We start from the raw sequence: 19,323 nt of genomic DNA, 5'->3' as shown, positions 1-19,323 counted from the left end.
CTATGCTCCGGGGTGGGCGGCAACGTTAGTCGCGCTGTACTGCGAGGGCGGATGCCCAGGCCGGCGAGCCGTCGCGCGCGAGCCTCAGCTCATTGCATGCGAAGCGGTAGGACTCGCACAAATTCTGGTCGACCAGATATTTTTCGTAGAAGCGGCGGAAATACTCGACGCACATATCCTCTTCGACTTTCCAGCGAAAGCCGAGCATGCGCTCGACGCCGACCCGCATCGTTTCGAGGGCGGTCATCGCGGAAGCCCCTTCGCACGAGGACAACACCACCATGCGCGTATGGCCCATGCGCAGCCATTCGGCGACATAGCCGATGGGCACCGCTTCGGCCTTGCCGCTTTCGCCCGGGAAGATCAAGTACGTTTGTCCGTCGTCGAGGGTGGCGGAGTGGCCGCAGAAGTGAAACAAGTCGTAGTGGCCCTCGAGCAGCTTCGCGCGAACGCTGTCGCATAGCGCGGCGCCGACGAGCTCGCCAGCGGGGCGGCCAATCACCTCGGGCGTCGCCATGCGCTCCGCGCCGAGCGACCGAGCGAAATGCTCGAGAATCGCAAGCTCCTTGTCGGCAGTGCTGAGCCGTGCGAAGGTGCGGGCGTTTTCTTCCAGTGGACTTTGCCGCTTCCGCAAGCGGACATTGCCGCTCACGTTGGCGTCCATGAACAATACGCGCAGCGGCGCGTGAGGTGGGGGGGGCACCACTTCGGCGTATGCGTCGGTGCGCTTGATGCGCAGGCGCCGCACCATCGGTACCCGCGAGCACATGACCCCGTCGTAGGCGCTGTCGTTGAGCAACTCGAACGGTAATTTGAACAGGTTGACGTAGTCGTTGTCTTCCGAGTCTATTTCGAAGCTCAGGTCGACACTCGGCGGTGTACCGTCGGGCGCGTTCGACGGATTGCGCAACAGATCTTTCACGTGCACACCCACCGTGTCACGCATCAACAACTCGTAGAGCGCGCCACCGACATCGATGACCCGCTCGTACCAATCACCGTACGGTCGGCCGCTTGCCTCATTGGGCCATGGCGTCAGGCGCTCGATCTTGTCGATCAGCCTGTCGAGCCTCTTGTCGTGAGCATAGGCAATCGGATTGGAGGAGAGGAACTCGTAACGGCCGTTGCTCAGCCGATAGCATGCGGAATTACGGCGGACGTCGATGGTGATGTGGCGCGTCTGGCGCGCGCGGCCCAATTGAGCGTCCTCGGGAACGATGCCCGCCAGGGTTTCCGCTAGAACGTCGCGCCGCCCGGAGGCGTCCGACACGTTCATGCGCCACAAAGCGGCATTAGCGCGCGCGACCACCCGGCGTTCGACTTTCTCCGTGGGCGTGGCTGCGACGGTAAGGACCGGGATCCGTGGGCGGTACTCATCGAGCCAGTCCATGAGACCGATGGCAGCAGAGCCTTCCACTACCAGGTTGACTTCGTCTGATTCGCGCACCAGCGCGTCGATGACGATCAGTACTGGCGTCGCGGTGGGGTCTGGCCTATCGCTCAAAAAAGACTTTGCAAAAGCAGCCGTGTTGACACGAATTGGCGGATGATTACCGAGGAAGTATGCGAGCTCGGGGTAACGCGCCTCGGCGTCGCACAGATCGCCGAGGCTCATTTGGATGGTGGTCCCCGTTTGATCTTTTCCGCAAACAATCAGAATCGGCTGGCTCATAGCGGGCTCCCTAGCCTTGCGGCAACTCGATCACAAAACCGACCCAGCGCGGCGCCCCGTCCGCCTCGGGCACGTGGCCAGCAGTGGCCTCGATGGTTCCGTGGTGGGCGCTCACGATATGGCGAATGCCGGCGAGTGACAGCCTCACCGCCTCTCTCGCATCACGCGAAGCGGCCAGTAGCACGTCGATGTCGTCGGACGTCTCCTCGCTCGCGCCCGACGGCGCACTCACCTCATCGATCTCGAGTTCGAGGCGTGCTTGTTTGGCGTTACCGGTCAGCGACACAATGACCTTGGTGGCCTCGCTGAGCCGCACGCGCAGCAAGTGCGCGATAGTCGAGCGTACGACATACGTGAGTCGTCCCGCATCGCCCTGCACATAGACGCTTTTCGCCGTTTGCGCCTCAATGCTGTTCCTGTCCCGCTCGGGCAGGCAGCCGAGAACGTCGTTCACGCAGCCGCACAGATCGACGCTCGCAAGGTTGCGCACGGGATGCATACGAATCGAGGTGGCCTCCGCGAGCCGCTCGAACGTAATATCAGCCTTGCTAATCTCAGCGAGCATCTGCGTGCTGAGCATCTGGGCAGCCCGGCTCATGGGATGTTCGCCTGCGCCGGGTCCCGCGAACGCACGTGGCAGCCCGCGCGCGAATAGGGACGCTAGCGCGAGCGGCTCGCGGGCTTGCTGGGCCACCTCGGTGACCGTTTCACGCAGGAAGCGCAGGCTGCGGTTCCACTCAACGCCTTCCACATCGGTCAGGAACCAGACGCTGGTGTCGAAACTCGACTCGAGATCGACTCGGGTGGCGACCGCAACCTTGTTGCGTTCGCTCTTGCTCTTCAGTTCGACGCGGCGCTTGGCGGCATGATCCACGGAGTCGAGCACGTCCCGTGAGTGCTCGTCGGCGGCAAACTGGCTCAGGCGGGCATTCATCTCGATACAGTCGGCCTGATCGGTATCTAACAAGGTCTCCGCCGTCTCGTTCATTTCCATGATCGTGCCTTCCGTACCGACGACGACCACGCCGCGGTCGGTTTCCTTGAACAGGCACTTCTTCATGTCGTCCAGCATGCGGTGCTTCAGGCCCTGCTCGATGCTCGCGACGACCTCGCGGATCGACGCTTCGTCGGGCCCGCGAAACGCGTGCGACGATTCGCATTCGATGTTGAGGATCCAGCGAATCCGCCCATTCAGATGGACTGGAATCGTCATTGCGGATTGAAGCTTGCGACACCCCGATCCGCTACGTCTGGGGCTGATATAGCCGTACTGCTGAGGGGACTTACCGATCTCGTCGACGATACGTACGCTGCCGAAGCCTTTGAGCGTCGAGGCGAGCATGCCCTCGCCGATGTTCTGGGTGTAATCGTCGGGCAACAGGAAGTCGGCGGGTCCAGGCGACTGATGAACGAGTTCGAAGCGGTCCCGATACCGATTCACGCGAAAGAGACCGACATAATCCCACTGGAAGTGCTGTGCGATCAGGTCGACGATGCGCCGCGCCGCCTTGCGAAGCGGTACCGGTTCATCCAGTATGGCTTGCACCCTCTCGCAGAAGGCACGCCTTTCGGCCACGATCTTCTCTTCGTAACGCAATAGCACCGGGTCGAGGTCAAGTTCGCGCAACAGATCGCAGTCTGCTTGCGTGTACTTGCCTATCTCGCGCGAGCAAAGCGACAGTGCTGACGTCGGACCGTCATCGCCGCACACAACGAACGTGACCGATGAATTGATGCCGAAATCAAAGTAGCAGCGCGTGACTTCGCTCTCGAGCAATTCGGGATAGTCATCGGTGAATCGCCTCGCATCCGGAATCGCAGTCTCGCCACTTTCCAGCCAGTCTCGGATGCCGGGCGGCAGCGACATCCAGCGTGCCGGCCACACCGGGCTATCGGCGGGGCACATGGCCTCGGCGCGGAACAGTGTGGTGTTGTCGGCGTATATGCCGAAGATCGCGTGATCGAAATCGATCAGCGTGCGGATCTGTTCGAGCACACGGTCGAATTGGGGCTGCCATGACGGCTGATACGGAGCATGCTCCGTATCGGCGTTCGCTACTTTAGGCACACTGGTGTCCCCTTCGAGTGCGATGCGGCGGATCTTGTCACGCACGGTCTGCGTCGCCGCCTGAATCACGACTAGCGCCCCGAGGGGTGGTCCGGAGGGCGCCGGATCCGGCGTGAAAGCGAGCACGACGAGTCGGGTACCCGGACGTCCGTTGGCCGCGGAGGTGACTTCAAGTGACTTCGAACATCGCTCGGCGATGCTCGTAGCAATGGCCTTATCGACTAGCTCGGCAAACGCTGGGGCGAACAAGCTGGATAGCCGCCTGCCAACGAGTTTCTCAGCCGCGCATCCGAACGACTTACCCGTCTCGCCGTTTGCGAATGTAATCGTACCGCCCGTCTCGACGCGAAGAACCGGACAGGGTGTGGACTCGAAGCGCTCGGCTTCGGCGTGGCGGAACGGCGCGCCGTCGGTAATCACGGCGAGCGTGCGCGCCGGTTCGCTATCGTCCATGCGCAGCAGATGCAATGCGGCCGGGACAACCTCTCCTCCCGCGCGCCGGTAAGTCACTTGGAGTGTGTCTCCGCCGTGCGCCAAGGCGAGCACGACATCAGCGCTCCCTGCGAAGCGCGCGGCGAGCGGCGTACCGGCTGCGCCTGGCAACAGCGCATCGAATGCGGTGTTCGATTCGAGAATCAGACCTCCTGCGTCGACGATCGCGCACGGGGTATTGCCACTCAGAAAACTTGCTCCAAGCAATGGACTGGGGCGTGTGTTTTCCGTAGCTGGTGTGGCTTCGGTATAGGCTTGTCTCGATGTATTCATATTGACCGCCGCAGGACGCTAAAGCATTAAAACGAAGCTGAATCATTAAAAGGCAGGGTGACGCGTTGTATAAACCCGTGCCATTTCAAACAAAGCTTCGCCCTTGCCTCTGATGGCGAGGCAAACACGGTTGCGATCGGAAAACGGAATATTGTCGTGCGGGGTTTTGAGAGTATTTTGTCGATCTCCGCACCTACGCAGTATATGAAACAAGGACGAAAACAGCGCCACATTTTTGAACGGCTCTTCCGGATTCCGTACTAGTTTCCGAGCGAGGTGGTAGATGGAATTTTATAAATCGCTTACGAATGTGGATAGGAGTCGGCAATGGAAAGAATACGAGGATGGAGAAAATTCTCACAGAATCGCTGTTCGAAGGCAGGGTCTCCGAGACGGCGGAAAATGGCGTGAAATAAAGCAGGGTCGCTAACGTAAGAGCGCCCGCCCGAACATGCAAGTTCGAGAGCCCGATCCAAACCGGGCTCTCGACCGAGCTTAACCCCGGAACAGATGTGTAGCGTGCGTGATGGCGCCGCCTGCACGAATGGCCGCCGCCACGAGGGCGGCTTCCGACAGTTGCGCGTCGCTGGCGCCTGCGTCGCGCGCTGCTTTCGTGTGCAGCTCGATGCAGTAGGGGCACTGCGTCGTCAATGCGACAGCGACGGCAATAAGCTGCTTCTGTTGCACGCTCAACGCGCCTTCTTCAAAGACCGCCTTGTCAAATGCCCAGAAGCTTTTCATCGATTCCGGTGCGTTTTCATCCAGCTTCTTGAGTCGGCTAAGATTCTTCATATCGAACATGGGATTCTCCTGTAATCAGTGGACTGCATGCTTATAGTAGAGACGTGCCCGTTCCTTTTGGTCTCGATTTGGTTCGAATTCGTCCATGACTAGTCGCGCTATCTTTGAGCTTCCCGTCCTCGAACGCTTCCTTGCCGCACTGGACATCGGCGTGGCGAATTTCACCCTGTGCGACATTCGCGATGGCTGGAGCGCCCGCTTCGACGCCTGCGCAACGGCAAGCCTTCACTACTGCATGGAAGGCAGAGGCGCACTCGTGACGCAAACGGGCGAACGCGTCGCGCTGAGTTTGCACAGTTTTGTGCTGTTGCCGCCTGGCATCGCGTACGCGATCGAAAGCGGCCGTCCGTCGCCCGGCAACGAAACGAACCACGGACGTCTCACGGACTGGCCTTCGCGAGAAACAGTGCCGACAATCCAGGCGGGTGAAAGTGCGGCCGGCATCGCCACGGCATGCGGTGAATTGAAGCTCGACACGAATCACGGCACGGATCCATTCAGCGCGATGCGTCGGCCGCTGATCGCGCAGTTCGACGGGCAGTCGAGTTTGAAGAACCAGTTCATCATGCTGCTGGCAGAATGCGCGCAGCCGGGGCTCGGCTCGCGTGCACTGGTGGAAGCGCTGCTCAAGCAGTGCTTGATCATGGTGATGCGACGGCAGATCGAGGCTGGGGGAATGGAGCTGCCTTGGGCGACAGGCCTTGCCGACAAGCGGCTCGCAGGGGCGCTCGAAGCGATCTTTGAGCGTCCGTCATCGCCGTGGACCGTGGAGCGGTTGGCCGATATCGCCGGCATGAGCCGTTCGGCGTTTGCCGCCCAGTTCATGAAGGCATTCGGGCAGCCGCCGATGAGCATGTTGAAGATCGTGCGCCTACGAAAAGCGGCTGAATTGCTGGCGACGACCACGCGCCCGGTCGCTGAGGTCGCGAGGATGGTCGGATTCACGAGTCGAAGCAACTTCTCGCAAGCGTTCCACGCAATGCACGGCATGGACCCGACCGCTTTCAGGCGTCGTCCGAGCGCGGGGAACTAATCGGGTTACGCCCTATGCGCAGACCGCGCGAAGCTCTGCTGAAACGATGAGTTAAACGATGGAATGAATGGTTTGTTTGAAAGACGCCTCGCGTAGCCACTGCCCCGCCTTCGTCTCCACGATGGAAAGCGGTTCGTCCGCAAATGCGAGGCCCGTGGCGTGCATGAACGTGACGTCCTTGAGTCCGATCACGCCGAGCGCCGCTTTCAGATAAGGACGAAAGAAGTCGGGCTGTAGCGCTGGCTCGCGAAACATGGCGCCGCCCGAGGTCACCGCAACGAAGGTCGGCCGGTCTGCCAACAGGCCGACCTTGCCCTTCTCAGTGATCTTGAATGTCACGTCACGACGAACTACGAGATCGATCCAGTTCTTGAGCACGGCGGGCACCGTGAAGTTGTGTACGGGCGCCGAGATCCAGAGCATGTCTGCATCATCGAGCTCCTGAATCAAATGCTCTGAGAGAGCAAGTGCCGCACCGAACCGCGCCTTCGCCTCGGCAAGGGGCAACACCAGCGACTCCGCGTACTCGGCCGTTATCGGCGGCAGCGGCTCTGCGCCAAGGTCGCGCCGGTTGACCTGGATGTCTCGCCCGAGACGCTCAGCCATCGCGGGCAGCACATGATGGGCAAAATGCCGGCTCGTCGAATTCTCGCGCCGTGGGCTGCAATCGAGCAGCAGTAACTTGAGACTGTTCATTGCAGATCCATGCTGAAGTGAAGACCGCTGGCCAACAAGCCAAATCGGAAATAGAAACGTTGCGCCAGTGCATTGGCGAGCGCCGTGTCGAGCACGATCCGGTTGCAATTGTCCGCGCGGCCAAGCGTGCGCAATTCGTTCAGCAAGCGCTCGCCATGCCCTCGGCCGCGCCCCGCTGCATCCGTGATCAGATCGTCGACGTAGATGAAACGGCCGTGAATCAGGTTGTCGATGCGTCGGTAGCCGGCGAGCGCCACAGGCTTGTTGCCGTCCCATATTGCGAGCAGCCGATAGCCCTGTGCGCGCTGCAACGCGACACGGGCGAGCAAATCTTCGGATGATTGCAGATACGGACGCAATTGCTGCATGACGCCGAAACACGCCATCACATCGGCGTCTGTTTCAGCATGTCGGAGAATCGGGGCGTCTGTCATGAAGCTGATGAACGAGGGTTGGTGTAGGCTTAAGTGTCGTCGTTCGGCGACATCGCTGACAGGGACATTTTCGTTGCTTTGGACCAGGCCATGACCCAGCCAATGACCCGCGCGGCGGCGCCCATTCACGAGCAAATCTATGCGCGCTTTCGCTCGATGATCGACCAGGGACAGCTGAGTCCGGGCCAGAAGGTGTTGTCGTTGCGAGCGCTGGCCACCGAACTTGGTGTCGCGCGCGGAACGGTGCAGGTCGCCTACGACCGCCTGCTCGGAGAGGGCTACCTCGTTGCCCGAGGTCCTGCGGGGACCTTTGTTACTGAGGGCACGCCTCCCGCCAAACCCGCTCACGCGAAGAACGCGCCCGTCGCCGCAAGCGTATTGTCCGCGCCCGAAGCGATCATCGACATAGAAGGCGGCAATCCCCTGCCGTTGCAGATGGGCCTGCCTGCGCTCGACGAATTTCCGAGGAAGCTCTGGGCGAGGCTGATGACGCGGCAGGCGCGCAAGGTGGGATCGCTGAACAAGCCACCGCCGGCGGGATACATGCCGCTGCGCGAGGCGCTGGCGGCCTATCTGCACCGCTCTCGCGGCGTCGACGCGCACGCCGCGCAAGTCTTTGTCGTCCCGGCCTACACTGCGAGCCTTGCCTTAATCATCGACGCGCTCGGGCTGGCACGCGAGAGCGCGTGGATCGAAAGTCCGGGCTATCCGCCCACCGCACAAACGCTAAAGCGCATTGGCCTGCGAGTCTGCGACGTGCCCGTCGACGAACATGGCCTCGACGTCGCTTTTGGGCAAAAGCGATTCGAGAACGCGAGGCTTGCTGTCGTGACGCCATCGCATCAGAGTCCAACGGGTGTTGCCTTGTCGCTGCAACGGCGCGTCGAACTTCTCGACTGGGCGGGCACGCACGATGCGTGGATCGTCGAGGACGACTATGACGGTGAATATCGTTATCGCGGCCATCCTTTGCCCGCGTTGAAAAGCATGGACGCGGGCGGTCGCGTAATTTATTGCGGGACGCTCAGCAAGGTGCTGTTCCCAGGACTGCGGCTGTCATATGTGGTTGTCGCACCGAACCTCGCGCCGCAATTCGAACTGGCGTGCCGGCGTACCGTGCATGGCGGTTGTCCCGAACTCATGCAGGCGGTGGTAGCCGACTTCATCGCCGAAGGCCACTTTTCCCGGCATATCAAGCGAATGCGGACGCTGTACGCACGGCGGCGCGCGATGCTCGCCGAATCGCTTGCGCCTTATGCGGCCGATGGCTTTGTCGTTCATTTGCAGGACGGCGGCATGCATCTGCTGGTCGACGTGCGCGAAGATCTCGACGACGTCGCTCTCGCCAGCCGGGCGAACGACGCAGGCTTCGCCGTGCGTGCGCTGACGACATGGCGCAACGGCTCGCCCGGGCCTCGCGGCCTGTTGATGGGATTCACGAACATCAGCAGTCAGGCCCAGGCGCAGCGTCTGGTGACGGAGCTGTTTCGCGCATTTGACCTGCGCGCCAGATAAAATCATTCAGGACACAAGCAAGGATCATCCGGCTGTATTCGGAAGAGGGATAGCCTTGCTGCGTCCGAGGTCGAAAGACTTTGTCGCCATATCGAATCCGTCTGCCCGTCAGCAGGCAATACGAATCGATACGCGCACGTCCGAGTCGCCATGTCTGTTCAGAGCAACGGCCCAACCTGGCGTCGCTCCAGCATACGCTCACCGCGTCCGACGACAGCCGCTCAATGGAAATGCGAGCGGGGACCGGGTCGGCGACGACAGGCTCAAATGTCCTGGGTGAAGCGGGACCGCTTCGGCGATCGATATTGTCCTCATTTCGACAGGTCATAGCGCCGTCACCGTCAATCCGCGCTGCACCGCCGGCCGCGCGAGACCGCGGTCGAACCAGCGCTGGACATGCGTGAAGTGGTCGAAACCGACGAGCTCGCGCGCCTCATAGAAGCCGATCAGGTTGCGCACCCAGCCGAGCAGCGAGATGTCGGCGATGCTGTAGCCGTCGTCCATGACCCAGTCGCGGATCGCCAGCCGCGAGTCGAGCACACTGAGCAGCCGCGCCGACTCACTCACGTATCGGTCGCGAGGCCGTTTGTCCTCATAGTGCTTGCCGGCGAATTTGTTGAAGAAGCCGACCTGGCCGAACATCGGCCCGACACCGCCCATCTGCCACATCAGCCACTGGATCGTTAGGTAGCGCGTGTTGGGATCGGTCGAGAGGAACTGTCCCGTCTTGTCGGCGAGATAGATCAGGATCGCTCCCGATTCAAACAAGGCCAGCGGCCGGCCGCCCGGCCCGCCGGGATCGTAGATCGCCGGAATCTTGCCATTGGGGTTGAGCGCGAGAAAGGCCGGATCGTGGTGCTCGTCCGCCGTGATGTCGATGCGATGCGGCTCATAGGCGAGGCCCGTCTCCTCCAGCATGATGCCGACCTTCACTCCGTTAGGCGTCGGCAGGGAAAAGAGCTGGAGCCGATCGGGGTACCGCGCCGGCCAGCGCGTGAAAATTGGATGATTGAGTGTCACTTTCTCCATCCTCGGTGACGGCCTCCCTATGCCCGGACACGCTCCCAAAAATCGTTCCTGGGTGCATCCGGGCTTTGGCATTAGGCCTACATCAGATCAAGCCTCCTGGAACCTAGGAGATGGTCGATGCGACCGGATCGAGTTCAGATCGAGCCAGCCGGCGTAACGGCGGGAAAGTCCTTCTCGGGATCGAACACGTTATTGAAGTAGTTCGTCAGGGAGTACATGGCCACCAGCGCGACGATCTCCGTGACGTTCGCATCCGTGTGGCCAGCATCGCGGACCGCTTTCAGATCGGCGTCACTGACCTTTCCGCCGGTCTCGATGACTTTGCGCGCAAACCGGACGGCGGCGTCCCGCTTCGGGTCGGTGGCATGGCCCTTACGAGCGAGAATGATTTCTTCGGCCGGCAGCTGGGCCATATGCTCGGCCGTAAAGCTGTGAACCGTCAGGCAGTAGTTGCAGCCGTTCACTTCGGAGACAGCAAGGCCGATGCTGTCACGCGTCTTCACGTCGAGCGCCTTGCTCATGGAGCCGAGCAAGGTGGCCCATGCATTGAACGCGATCGGGCTCTGCGCGAAGGTCGCCATCATATTTGGAGTGAACCCGATGTTCTTGGTGAACGCATCGAGAGTCGGTTTCGAATCGGCCGGCACCTGGTCCGGCTTGAGAGCAATAGATCGTGCCATCGTAATTTCCGTAAGTCACTGGTTTCACTAATAGAGGGAAGTCCGTGTGAGAACCCTCCCTCGGCTACTTCGTGCCCAAGTCTTGAGTCGAAGCGGGTTGGGCCTTTAAGCGGGAGGTGGCGTGTAGTCGCCTCTCACTTGGCAGCCGTTTAATCGTTCGCCGCGATCACAGCCGCGGCGGTGCACCTATACCAAATCCAGCACCTCGGCCACGGGACGGCGCGGTTTCTGCGCCCAGTTTCCCGGACGCTCTGCACCGACGGTCAACAGCATGACCGGCACCTCGTCCTCGGTCAGTCCGAACTCGCGGTGCACGGCATCGGCATCGAAACCGATCATCGGCGTCGAACCCAGGCCCATCGAGCGGGCCGCATATATCATCGCCGCCGCGCCGAAGGTGCCAGTGCGTACCGCCTCGTCGCGCTGGCGTTGCGGGTACTCCTTGTACAGATCGCGCGCGGGGATTTCCCATTCCCGCACCATCTCTGCCGGCATGACGCCCGCTTCCACCAGCGGTGCCAGGCGTTCTGGTATTACGCTGGAATCGGCCAACTGGCCGCAGACGATGAAGGTAACGGCAGCGTCGGTGATTGCAGGCTGATTCCAGGCGATCGGACTGAGCCGAGCTTTCGCTTCAGGCGTGCGCACAGCGATGAAGCGCCAGTTCTGCAAATGGAAGGACGTCGGCGCGGAAGTGCCGATTCGCACCAGTTCTCGGATTTGGTCGTCGCTCAAGGTTGCGGCGGGGTCGTAGTACTTCGCGGCGCTTCGGCTCAGGATACATTCGATGACGGTATTGGTGATGGGGGTTCTGCTGTTCATGAGGAATCCTACTCATAATGGAATAAGTTGATGCATAAGAGCATGTTCGCGCTATGCGGACCTGCTTTCGTTCAAGGTGTCGGGGACGTTTTCTCCTTTGCTTCGGGTGCCTGCTTTACTTGACGGGTGTGGTCAGGGGCATATCGTTGGAATCAACCACGAACACCGCCAGCAGTTTCGCGGGTCTGGTCTTGCTCGCATTACGGCTCACACGATGAACGGAACCCGGCTCTTCGAAAAAACTTTCGCCGGCATGGTAGGTCCGCTTCGGGCCATCGTTTACTTGTGACTCAATCGCACCCGAGACGACATAGGCATAGATGAAAGCCGACTTTGCGTGCTCGTGTGAGGGCGACGCTCCGCCGGGCGCATAGTCGACGACCACGGTGGTCAATGACTTGCCGGGAATGTTAGGGATGGCATGCTCGAAGTCGGGTGTGACGGTTTCACCCGTCCCGTGTGCAGTAGCAGGCATTGAGATGGTGAATGCAAAGGCCGCGCAGGCAGCACCGAGGGCAGATCGAGTGTTCATCAGGATGTTTCTCCTTAAGGCCCTCGCATTGTGGCTGCGCTCTGGGCCACAAGTAAGAACCAGAAATGGAGATTTTTTATGTACCATGGACGGATGTGCACCGGCTGCAAGCGAGACATGCTTGTGACGACCTATTTCTCAACGGTAACCACACCTTCCATATGCGGATGGAACGCGCAGCGGTACGCAAACGTGCCAGGCGCGCTCATCACAATGCGACTCGTCACGCCGTTCTCCAGCGAGCCGGTGTCCCAGCTGTGGTCATTCGCTGTTGCCGTATGCGGGACCAAATCCTGATTGGTCCATTCGACGATGTCGCCCGCGCGGACTTTGAGTAGCGCTGGCAAAAAGGCGAAGTTCGTGATCTTCACCTGGTGAGTCAATCGCGTGGGCGTTTGGGCGCGTAGCGGCGAAGCACACGCTCCGACCGCCAGCGTCAGCAAGAACCGGCGTCTGTTCAACATATCCGCTTTCCTGATTTCGTGTGGTGAGTTGAAAATTCGATTGCTAACCATCGATGTTGGGCGCCTTCCGCCAGTGGCTTTCGCTATCAGGCTGCAAACCGTACCGCGGCCATCGCCGGACGTTCCGATACAGGCGGAAATACACACCATCTACCGTCATCGTGGAGGAAGAAGTAAATTGTCAGCGCGCCCGTGGGCCCTTAACGCCTCGACGCAAACATACCGTCGCCGACTCGAAGGTAGCCGCCCGAACCCCATCACCCTCAACGGCGCCTCTGGAGTCGGCCCAAGCCATTTGTCAACTAGCAAATGCAGATTTCCCTCTGCTGAATTCATCATCGCCTCCTCACAACGTATGACTCGTTGGCGCGAATTCTACTTAGCAGTGCAAATCCGACGCTGCTTTGACCGCAACATGTTCCCGCGATATCTAGCGTGTCTCTGTACCGATCGCGGTCTTCAAACGGGGGTATATAAGCGAATTTCTAACTCGCGACACCAGCATGACTACTTCAATGAATCGACCATGTGGCTCGCATGTTCTTCGTGGACGCGGAACGTGCCGAGCGCCTGAGTCAGAAATACCTTGAGGTCAGCGTTTTGGACGGTCGGGAGCCATGTCTCGCCAAGAATCGTGTTCACCTGATGATGGTATGCAAGCTCGTTGGCGGCGTAGGCGCGGTCGAACGCCACGCCCTGAAGCGCTTTCAGTTGCGCCTCTTTGGCCGTCGCTCCCGAGATTAACGCCTGGCTGAATGCATTGTCCTCGGGTTGAACGCGCAGTTTTGCGAGCAGCGCGGCGGCACCCTGATTCACTGCGGTGTGGTCCCTGATCATCAGTTCGGCGAAGCGGCGGACCTCCGGGTTCATCGTTTTGGCGAGTGCGATTTGCGCGTACGCGATATCGATCTTGTCGGCCGTGTAGGCCGCGTGGGCAATCTCAAGATCGTTGAGGCCCTCCTGGGCACGGGCGACGCCGGCGAAAAGAATAAGCGTCGCGGCAGCCACGCGCATGGTCTTGATGTTTAACATTGTGTAGTCTCCTAAAGAAAATAATCTTTTGAAAGCCTGGAATGTAAGATCCGGGGCGGCAAGGATGATTCGCGTCGATGTGCTGCAAATCAATCACTCACCACGGAGCCATGATGCGTTGAACATAGGTTGCCCGGCAATATCACGCGATCAAACTGGGACGATCTATGGCGAGTTTGGGACGATCTGCAAGCTCTCTCGAGGGGGCCTTATACGACACCGGCGATTCGCGCGCGTGGGGGGATGATTGGACGGATTGGAACCCAATCGAGACCGCATGGAACCAGGGCATCGATACCATGCGCTTGCGGTCCCGCGATAACGTGCGGGCCTTGTAGATATGGAGCGCTACGTGGGACAGGACTTCGCCCAGGACCTCCTCGCTATGAACGGCGGCGCGGCATGCAGAATGATCCGGGTCATTGACCCGGCAGCGCTTTTCGACGATTAGAGGTGCGAACGGGAGAGCGCCTTCGACCTTCGGATCGTCCGACTACCCGGAACGGTTGTTGTGTGTTTCTTCGACGGTGAGCCCTACGCGACGACAAACAGCCGTATGCGCGCAAGCGCAATAAGTCACGGAATAAATCCGGGACGTTCTATCGAAAGGTTGGGACGATCTGCAATGTCTCCACGCTTCGGTCAGGGTCGGCTGTCCTTGGGTGGGTGTCCGAATTTCTGTGCATAAGCACGGCTGAACGCGGTGGGCGATCTGTAACCCGTCCGGTACGCGACTTCCTTTACGGAAGCCCGTGGCTGCCCGAGTAGCAGTCGTGCCTTTTGCAAGCGCCAATCGGTCAGGTAGCCCATAGGCCCTGAGCCCACGAGTTCACGAAAGCGTTCAGCAAACCGGCTGCGCGACATGCCGATCTCCGAGGCGAGGCCGTCGACTGTCCAATCGTGATCGAGCCGTTGGTGGATGAGGCTCAGCGCTTTGCCGATTTGCGGATCGTTGACCGCCGAGAATATGCGTTGTAGTTCCGGCGCGCGGTCGATCCCGGCGCGCAGCACCTCGATATACAGCACCTCGGACAAGCGGCTGATCGAAGCAGACGTGCGGGGACTGTCCTGGAAAATTCGGCGCGCGACGAGTCGCAATACGTCATCGAGTATCGGCTGACGCGCTCTGTCCTCCGCAGTAAGGTGAAGCGTTTTTGGCAGCACATGCAGCAACGGATGATCCGCGCCTTCGGCGAATGTGAAGTGACCGCAGACCAATTGGGTAGAGGCCGTTGGATCTCCCGAGCCGATGACGAACGTGCCTTCGCCCGTATAGCCCGTGTTGGCCACGATGTTCTCGAGCGGGACTGCGTCCCGCCCGGCCACGTCGGACAGCACATGCGCGCTGCCATAGGGAACGAGTATGAGATCGCCCGGTTGCAGCAGCACTTCCACGCCGCCTGACACCGTCACGTGGCAACAGCCCTGAACCACAAGGTGGAACCGGGCGGCCTTGCCATAAGCCGGCACCCCGATCGCAAATGGGGGCGAAAAGTCGGTGCGAAAATAGAGGGCGCCTTTCAACTCGATGGTGTCCAGGATATCGCTCAAGACGTCTTTCATGGAGATCACTCCGTGCTGGCGAATCGGCTCAGCGTGTTTTTCGACCTTGACCAGCGCCGGAACGCGGCCAGCTGGTGGCCAAGGATCGGATGAATTGCTGGGGGCTCCTGAGTCATTAGACAAATTCGAACCAAATCGCGACCAGATGGAACGGGCACGCCTCTACTATAAGCATGCAGTCCATTTAGTTGAGGTATGTTCATCAGGATGTTTCACCTTAGGGCCCTTGCATTGTGGCTGCGCTCTGGGCCACAAGTAAGAAACAGAATTGAACATTTCTTATGTACCATGACCGGATGACCAAGCCGCTACAAATTCAACTCGATCGGTCTGCAAAGACTCCATTGGCCGAGCAGATCCGCAAAGCAATCTGCACCGCAATTGAGAGCGGTGTGCTTTCACCAGGAGCACGTCTGCCATCATGGCTGGACCTCGCAGCCCAACTTGGCGTTGCCCGGGGCACGGTGCGCCTGGCATACGACAGACTTGCCGACGCTCAACTCATCATTGCTTCCCGGACGACGGGAACGCGAGTGGCGGATCGGCCGCCGGCGCCCGTTCAGGCGGAGGAACGGCATGATCCAGGCTCGTTCATGGAAATGTACGGGGAACTAACCGAAGGGCCGGTGATGTTCCGGATGGGCGTGCCCGGACAGGAAACGCTACCCGCCAAACTTTTCACCAAAGTTCGTTCTTTCGCCGTACGCGCCGAAAACTGCGCCGCCGTCAATTATCCCGATCCTCGGGGCGAACTGGAGCTGCGGCGCGAGATAGCTGCCTACCTCGCCATTTCGCGCGGCGTCACGTGCTCACCTGCCCAGATCGTCATCACGAGCGGATTTAGCGGCGGGCTCGGACTGACACTCCGCGTACTGGGCCTCGAGGGCAAAAGGGCGTGGGTGGAGAACCCGTGCTTTCCGTTCACCCGACACGGGTTGGAACTCGCGAATATGTCACTTTCGCCGATACCGGTAGATGCGGAAGGACTCGATATCGATTACGGCCTCGAACATGAGCCGAATACCGATCTGGTTGTCATCACCCCCGGGCAGCAGGCGCCGCTCGGTCCCACGCTCTCTCTCACCAGGCGTCTGCGTCTTCTCGACTGGGCTTCAAAAAAAGGAGTCTGGATCATCGAAGACGACTATCTGAGCGAGTTGCAACTGACGGCACGCGCCGCGCCGGCGCTCGCGTCGCTTGATCGTGGCCAGCGCGTCATACATATTGGTTCCTTCAGCAAAACGATCAGTCCTGCGCTGCGATTGGGATTCGTGGTCGCCCCTTTGCCGCTTGTATCCCGGTTCGCAGAAGTGGCGGCATGCCTTGCTCCGGCACCTTGGATGTCCGTGCAACTCGCGACAGCGCGGTTCATGCGCGACGGGCACTACATGCGCCATCTGAGACGGATGAAGCGCCTTTATGCCGCTCAACGCGATGCGTTGCTCAAATGCCTCGAGCAGCGCACTATCGAGACGACGACCGCCGGTTTGGCCGTACTCGTGCGGTTGCCTGACGGCGCATCGGACATGTCCATCGCGAGAGCATTGTCGGCGTTCGGATTGGGTCCCGCACCGCTGTCACCTTGGTATGCGTCGCCGGCCTCCGCGAGATCAGGACTGTTATTGGGTGTCGCGACCTCACCAGAGAGACACCTCGCCACATCCTGCGACCGGCTGCATGAGGTGATAACACGCTATACATGATGCGAAGCTGGTCGGCTCGTCGGTTGTTGTTCGCTCATTTAAATCGCCTGCGAGAAGCTCATATAAGATCGTCGGAAAGGAGAGCACATGCACCACCAAAAGCATTCCGCCCATAAAGAGGAAGAGGAAAGCAACATGAAACAGTCCCCCCAAATCGGCGACAGGATCACCGACAAATCAGCACCGCCCGATGAGCGCACTGTCCGCGACTGGATAGGGCCGGAGGCGTTCGAGCATTGGGCCGAGCTGCAGAGCTGGATCGAGGCATCCTACCCCGGTGTTTTCGCGCCAGATTGGCTCTATGGTGGCAAGAAACGCGGTTGGTCACTGCGCTACAAGAAGACCAAGGCGTTCTGCACATTGCTGCCGGCATACCGGCTGTTTTCGGTTCTGGTGGTCTTGGGGAGAGCAGAGCAAGAGAAGTTTGAGGAGCGGCGTTATTCCTGGAGCCCGCAGTTGGTCAAGCTCTACGATGAAGCCCGAGCGTACCATGACGGGAAATGGTTGATTGTTGCGATCTCATCCGCAGATGATCGGCATGAGGTGAGGGAGCTTGTAAGCATGAAGCGCCCTCCAATATTAGGTGGTTGAATGTTGCGGAAGTCCTAAAGATTGGTGAATGGAGCGGCGGCGAGGTACGGCGCTTTATAGCCGCGTCGCCCGCAAGCCATGTGCATTTCCTAGCGATGCGCGGGCAAGCGGATCTGGAAGCTCGAGTTGGATTTCCAGTGGCTTACTCATCCGATCATGGTACATAAAGAAATGTTCATTCTTGGTCCTTTCCTGTGACCCAGCGGCAAACAACAATACACGGGCCTAAAGGAGAAACATGTTCATGAACATTCGATCTGTCATCGGCGCGGCCTTTGCAGCCGTCGCGTTCACCGCCGCGTTGCCGGCCGTGGCGCACGGCTTCGGCGAAACGGTCACGCCGAACGCTGATCACACTATTCCCAACCTTCCCGGCAAGTCGTTAACCGCTGTAGTCGTCGACTATGCCCCCGGCGGAGCATCGCCGTCATACGAACATGCAAAGTCGGCCTTCATCTATGTCTATGTCGTATCGGGTGCTGTCGAGTCACAAGTGAACAACGGCCCCAAGCGGGTCTATCACGCTGGTGAAAGCTTTTTTGAGGAGCCCGGTGCGATTCACCGTGTCAGCCGCAATGCGAGCATGACGCAGCCCGCGAAGCTGCTTGCGGTATTCGTGGTGGATACCGAAGACAAGCCCCTGACCACCCCAGTCAATTAATCTCGTGCATGCGCGCAGCTTTTGCACGACGCGCAAATTGCGCGCCGAACCGGTCGCACACATTACGCACGGATTCGTAGCTGACTGTTACGTCGCGCTCAAGCAGCGACTCCTCGATATCCGTATCCGAGTCCGCGACTGTTGCTGGAGGACAAGATACGTGAATGGCTGGAGCACGCATACAACGGCGTGAGTCCGCAAATCATGTGTTTTTTCCTGAGTCCAATCCATGCTTCGAGAATTGATCGTCGAGTACGGTTTTCTGCTGGTTTTTCTGAACGTACTGCTCGCGTCCCTCGGCTTGCCGGTTCCCGCGATGCCGACACTGATCCTCACGGGGGCAATCACAGCCTCGGTGGGCGCCGGCAGCACCGTGTGGGCGATGAAACTGTCCCTGGTCAATGTGGTTTTAGTTGCGGCAACATCAGCCCTGTTCGGTGACCTGCTATGGTTCTGGCTGGGACGGCGATACGGGAGCCGCGTCCTCGGATTCCTGTGTAACCTGTCCATCTCACGGGACACGTGTGTGAGCCGGAGTGAGGAGGTGTTCGGAAAGTTCGGCGTTCGTGTCCTGGCCGTATCCAAATTCATTCCGGGTCTATCGGCCCTCGCAATACCTGTCGCTGGCGCGACGGGCGTGACCCTCCTCAGTTTCCTTATTTACGATGCCGTCGGGGCAGCACTATGGGCGACCACTGGGGTAGGCCTCGGAGCGCTGTTTGCCGATGCAGTGGGCACCATTCTCAATGTTCTGGACTGGTTCGGCTGGGGGGCGGCCCTCATCGCTGCGGCACTTCTAGTGATTTACGTTGGTATTCGATGGCGAAAGCGGGCAACCTTGCTGCGTCGTTTGCGCATGCCTCGGGTCGACACCCTCCGGCTTGATGCGCTGCTGTCACAAAATCCGCCACCTTGCATCATCGACGCACGACAAGAGGTGCATCGACACAGGGATCCTGTCCGAATTCCGGGCGCGATCGTGCTCGATCACGCTGCGTCGTTAGCACAGCTTGACGCGCTGGGCCGCAACCGGACATTCGTTGTTTATTGTGACTGTCCGAATGAAGTGAGCGCCGCGTTAGTCGCGGAGCAGATGAAAGCTGAGGGTTACACGGATGTGTTTCCACTCGTTGGCGGGCTCGATGCCTGGCGGGCGGCTGGTTTCACCCTCGAGCCGCTGGTTCTTGACGCGGCAACGCAAAAAGCCACAGCCAGGATCTATCGAACATCTGCGAGCTGAGTATGCAGCTGCGGATAGTATC

At 59.8% G+C, this 19,323-nt stretch carries 19 protein-coding genes and 1 pseudogene; 6 read left to right on the top strand and 14 right to left on the bottom strand.

What is annotated here, in order from left to right; genetic code table 11:
- Positions 1 to 25: 25 nt before the first annotated feature.
- The 3 genes from FAZ95_RS26925 to FAZ95_RS26915 form a co-directional block, all read right to left on the bottom strand.
- On the bottom strand, positions 26 to 1,672 hold the full coding sequence (locus tag FAZ95_RS26925; RefSeq protein ID WP_137335542.1) for a CHAT domain-containing protein: 1,647 nt from the start codon (positions 1,670 to 1,672) through the stop codon (positions 26 to 28).
- A 10-nt stretch (positions 1,673 to 1,682) separates the two neighbouring features.
- A complete protein-coding gene (locus FAZ95_RS26920) occupies positions 1,683 to 4,505 on the bottom strand; it encodes a PAS domain-containing protein (protein ID WP_137335541.1) in 2,823 nt (940 codons plus the stop codon).
- Between the two features lie 495 nt (positions 4,506 to 5,000).
- Complete coding sequence (locus FAZ95_RS26915; RefSeq protein ID WP_137335540.1) at positions 5,001 to 5,306, bottom strand: carboxymuconolactone decarboxylase family protein; 306 nt, start codon at positions 5,304 to 5,306, stop codon at positions 5,001 to 5,003.
- Between the two features lie 85 nt (positions 5,307 to 5,391).
- Between FAZ95_RS26915 and FAZ95_RS26910 the strand changes: the two genes are divergently transcribed.
- Positions 5,392 to 6,339 carry a helix-turn-helix domain-containing protein gene (locus tag FAZ95_RS26910; RefSeq protein ID WP_137335539.1) on the top strand — a complete coding sequence of 316 codons (948 nt, stop codon included), beginning with the start codon at positions 5,392 to 5,394 and terminating at the stop codon, positions 6,337 to 6,339.
- A 51-nt stretch (positions 6,340 to 6,390) separates the two neighbouring features.
- On the opposite strand, the gene FAZ95_RS26905 is transcribed toward FAZ95_RS26910, so the two are convergent.
- Positions 6,391 to 7,035, bottom strand: coding sequence for an FMN-dependent NADH-azoreductase (locus tag FAZ95_RS26905; RefSeq protein ID WP_137335538.1), 645 nt, complete (start codon positions 7,033 to 7,035; stop codon positions 6,391 to 6,393).
- Positions 7,032 to 7,469: a GNAT family N-acetyltransferase gene (locus FAZ95_RS26900; protein WP_137335537.1), complete on the bottom strand. Its 438-nt coding sequence runs from the start codon at positions 7,467 to 7,469 to the stop codon at positions 7,032 to 7,034. The genes FAZ95_RS26905 and FAZ95_RS26900 overlap by 4 nt, the downstream gene beginning before the upstream one ends.
- A 90-nt stretch (positions 7,470 to 7,559) precedes the next feature.
- On the opposite strand from FAZ95_RS26900, the gene pdxR (FAZ95_RS26895) reads away from it, so the two are divergent.
- Positions 7,560 to 8,984 carry a MocR-like pyridoxine biosynthesis transcription factor PdxR gene (pdxR, locus tag FAZ95_RS26895; RefSeq protein ID WP_137335536.1) on the top strand — a complete coding sequence of 475 codons (1,425 nt, stop codon included), beginning with the start codon at positions 7,560 to 7,562 and terminating at the stop codon, positions 8,982 to 8,984.
- On the opposite strand, the gene FAZ95_RS26890 is transcribed toward pdxR (FAZ95_RS26895), so the two are convergent.
- The 8 genes from FAZ95_RS26890 to FAZ95_RS26850 form a co-directional block, all read right to left on the bottom strand.
- Positions 8,914 to 9,312, bottom strand: coding sequence for a DUF3331 domain-containing protein (locus tag FAZ95_RS26890; protein ID WP_137335535.1), 399 nt, complete (start codon positions 9,310 to 9,312; stop codon positions 8,914 to 8,916). The two genes, pdxR (FAZ95_RS26895) and FAZ95_RS26890, sit on opposite strands and share 71 nt — an antisense overlap.
- Positions 9,309 to 10,004 (bottom strand): glutathione S-transferase N-terminal domain-containing protein, encoded by a 696-nt coding sequence (locus FAZ95_RS26885; RefSeq protein WP_137335534.1) that lies wholly within the window; start codon positions 10,002 to 10,004, stop codon positions 9,309 to 9,311. The genes FAZ95_RS26890 and FAZ95_RS26885 overlap by 4 nt, the downstream gene beginning before the upstream one ends.
- A gap of 143 nt (positions 10,005 to 10,147) precedes the next feature.
- Positions 10,148 to 10,693 (bottom strand): carboxymuconolactone decarboxylase family protein, encoded by a 546-nt coding sequence (locus FAZ95_RS26880; protein ID WP_137335533.1) that lies wholly within the window; start codon positions 10,691 to 10,693, stop codon positions 10,148 to 10,150.
- 186 nt (positions 10,694 to 10,879) lie between these two features.
- Entirely contained in the window at positions 10,880 to 11,515 is a 636-nt protein-coding gene (locus FAZ95_RS26875) for a nitroreductase family protein (RefSeq protein ID WP_137335532.1), read from the bottom strand.
- A gap of 115 nt (positions 11,516 to 11,630) precedes the next feature.
- A complete protein-coding gene (locus tag FAZ95_RS26870; protein WP_137335531.1) occupies positions 11,631 to 12,047 on the bottom strand; it encodes a cupin domain-containing protein in 417 nt (138 codons plus the stop codon).
- 131 nt (positions 12,048 to 12,178) lie between these two features.
- Entirely contained in the window at positions 12,179 to 12,511 is a 333-nt protein-coding gene (locus FAZ95_RS40210) for a cupredoxin domain-containing protein (RefSeq protein ID WP_302674765.1), read from the bottom strand.
- Between the two features lie 507 nt (positions 12,512 to 13,018).
- Positions 13,019 to 13,543, bottom strand: coding sequence for a DUF4142 domain-containing protein (locus FAZ95_RS26855; RefSeq protein WP_137335529.1), 525 nt, complete (start codon positions 13,541 to 13,543; stop codon positions 13,019 to 13,021).
- Positions 13,544 to 14,185: 642 nt separating this feature from the next.
- Positions 14,186 to 15,106: an AraC family transcriptional regulator gene (locus tag FAZ95_RS26850; protein WP_137335528.1), complete on the bottom strand. Its 921-nt coding sequence runs from the start codon at positions 15,104 to 15,106 to the stop codon at positions 14,186 to 14,188.
- 296 nt (positions 15,107 to 15,402) lie between these two features.
- Between FAZ95_RS26850 and pdxR (FAZ95_RS26845) the strand changes: the two genes are divergently transcribed.
- From pdxR (FAZ95_RS26845) to FAZ95_RS26835, 3 genes are all read left to right on the top strand, one after another.
- Positions 15,403 to 16,809 carry a MocR-like pyridoxine biosynthesis transcription factor PdxR gene (pdxR, locus tag FAZ95_RS26845; RefSeq protein ID WP_137335527.1) on the top strand — a complete coding sequence of 469 codons (1,407 nt, stop codon included), beginning with the start codon at positions 15,403 to 15,405 and terminating at the stop codon, positions 16,807 to 16,809.
- Positions 16,810 to 16,944: 135 nt separating this feature from the next.
- Entirely contained in the window at positions 16,945 to 17,400 is a 456-nt protein-coding gene (locus FAZ95_RS26840; RefSeq protein ID WP_137337611.1) for a DUF3788 domain-containing protein, read from the top strand.
- A gap of 244 nt (positions 17,401 to 17,644) precedes the next feature.
- Positions 17,645 to 18,061, top strand: a complete 417-nt coding sequence (locus tag FAZ95_RS26835) for a cupin domain-containing protein (protein WP_137337610.1) — start codon at positions 17,645 to 17,647, stop codon at positions 18,059 to 18,061.
- A 10-nt stretch (positions 18,062 to 18,071) separates the two neighbouring features.
- Here the strand turns inward: FAZ95_RS26835 and FAZ95_RS40200 are convergent.
- A pseudogene (locus FAZ95_RS40200) lies at positions 18,072 to 18,182 on the bottom strand (IS6 family transposase); the annotation flags it as partial.
- Between the two features lie 108 nt (positions 18,183 to 18,290).
- Here FAZ95_RS40200 and FAZ95_RS26825 point away from each other — a divergent pair.
- Positions 18,291 to 19,301: a VTT domain-containing protein gene (locus FAZ95_RS26825; protein WP_137335526.1), complete on the top strand. Its 1,011-nt coding sequence runs from the start codon at positions 18,291 to 18,293 to the stop codon at positions 19,299 to 19,301.
- Positions 19,302 to 19,323: the final 22 nt, after the last annotated feature.

The sequence above is a fragment of the Trinickia violacea genome (genome assembly GCF_005280735.1).
Taxonomy (GTDB): Bacteria; Pseudomonadota; Gammaproteobacteria; order Burkholderiales; family Burkholderiaceae; genus Trinickia_A; species Trinickia_A violacea.
This window is presented reverse-complemented; position numbering and strand designations above follow the sequence as displayed.

Coding starts and splice junctions, on each gene's coding strand:
- FAZ95_RS26925 (WP_137335542.1), bottom strand. CDS start 1,672: ATGAGCCAGCCGATTCTGATTGTTTGCGGAAAAGATCAAACGGGGACC.
- FAZ95_RS26920 (WP_137335541.1), bottom strand. CDS start 4,505: ATGAATACATCGAGACAAGCCTATACCGAAGCCACACCAGCTACGGAA.
- FAZ95_RS26915 (WP_137335540.1), bottom strand. CDS start 5,306: ATGTTCGATATGAAGAATCTTAGCCGACTCAAGAAGCTGGATGAAAAC.
- FAZ95_RS26910 (WP_137335539.1), top strand. CDS start 5,392: ATGACTAGTCGCGCTATCTTTGAGCTTCCCGTCCTCGAACGCTTCCTT.
- FAZ95_RS26905 (WP_137335538.1), bottom strand. CDS start 7,035: ATGAACAGTCTCAAGTTACTGCTGCTCGATTGCAGCCCACGGCGCGAG.
- FAZ95_RS26900 (WP_137335537.1), bottom strand. CDS start 7,469: ATGACAGACGCCCCGATTCTCCGACATGCTGAAACAGACGCCGATGTG.
- pdxR (WP_137335536.1), top strand. CDS start 7,560: ATGACCCAGCCAATGACCCGCGCGGCGGCGCCCATTCACGAGCAAATC.
- FAZ95_RS26890 (WP_137335535.1), bottom strand. CDS start 9,312: ATGACCTGTCGAAATGAGGACAATATCGATCGCCGAAGCGGTCCCGCT.
- FAZ95_RS26880 (WP_137335533.1), bottom strand. CDS start 10,693: ATGGCACGATCTATTGCTCTCAAGCCGGACCAGGTGCCGGCCGATTCG.
- FAZ95_RS26875 (WP_137335532.1), bottom strand. CDS start 11,515: ATGAACAGCAGAACCCCCATCACCAATACCGTCATCGAATGTATCCTG.
- FAZ95_RS26870 (WP_137335531.1), bottom strand. CDS start 12,047: ATGAACACTCGATCTGCCCTCGGTGCTGCCTGCGCGGCCTTTGCATTC.
- FAZ95_RS40210 (WP_302674765.1), bottom strand. CDS start 12,511: ATGTTGAACAGACGCCGGTTCTTGCTGACGCTGGCGGTCGGAGCGTGT.
- FAZ95_RS26855 (WP_137335529.1), bottom strand. CDS start 13,543: ATGTTAAACATCAAGACCATGCGCGTGGCTGCCGCGACGCTTATTCTT.
- FAZ95_RS26850 (WP_137335528.1), bottom strand. CDS start 15,106: ATGAAAGACGTCTTGAGCGATATCCTGGACACCATCGAGTTGAAAGGC.
- pdxR (WP_137335527.1), top strand. CDS start 15,403: ATGACCAAGCCGCTACAAATTCAACTCGATCGGTCTGCAAAGACTCCA.
- FAZ95_RS26840 (WP_137337611.1), top strand. CDS start 16,945: ATGAAACAGTCCCCCCAAATCGGCGACAGGATCACCGACAAATCAGCA.
- FAZ95_RS26835 (WP_137337610.1), top strand. CDS start 17,645: ATGAACATTCGATCTGTCATCGGCGCGGCCTTTGCAGCCGTCGCGTTC.
- FAZ95_RS26825 (WP_137335526.1), top strand. CDS start 18,291: ATGCTTCGAGAATTGATCGTCGAGTACGGTTTTCTGCTGGTTTTTCTG.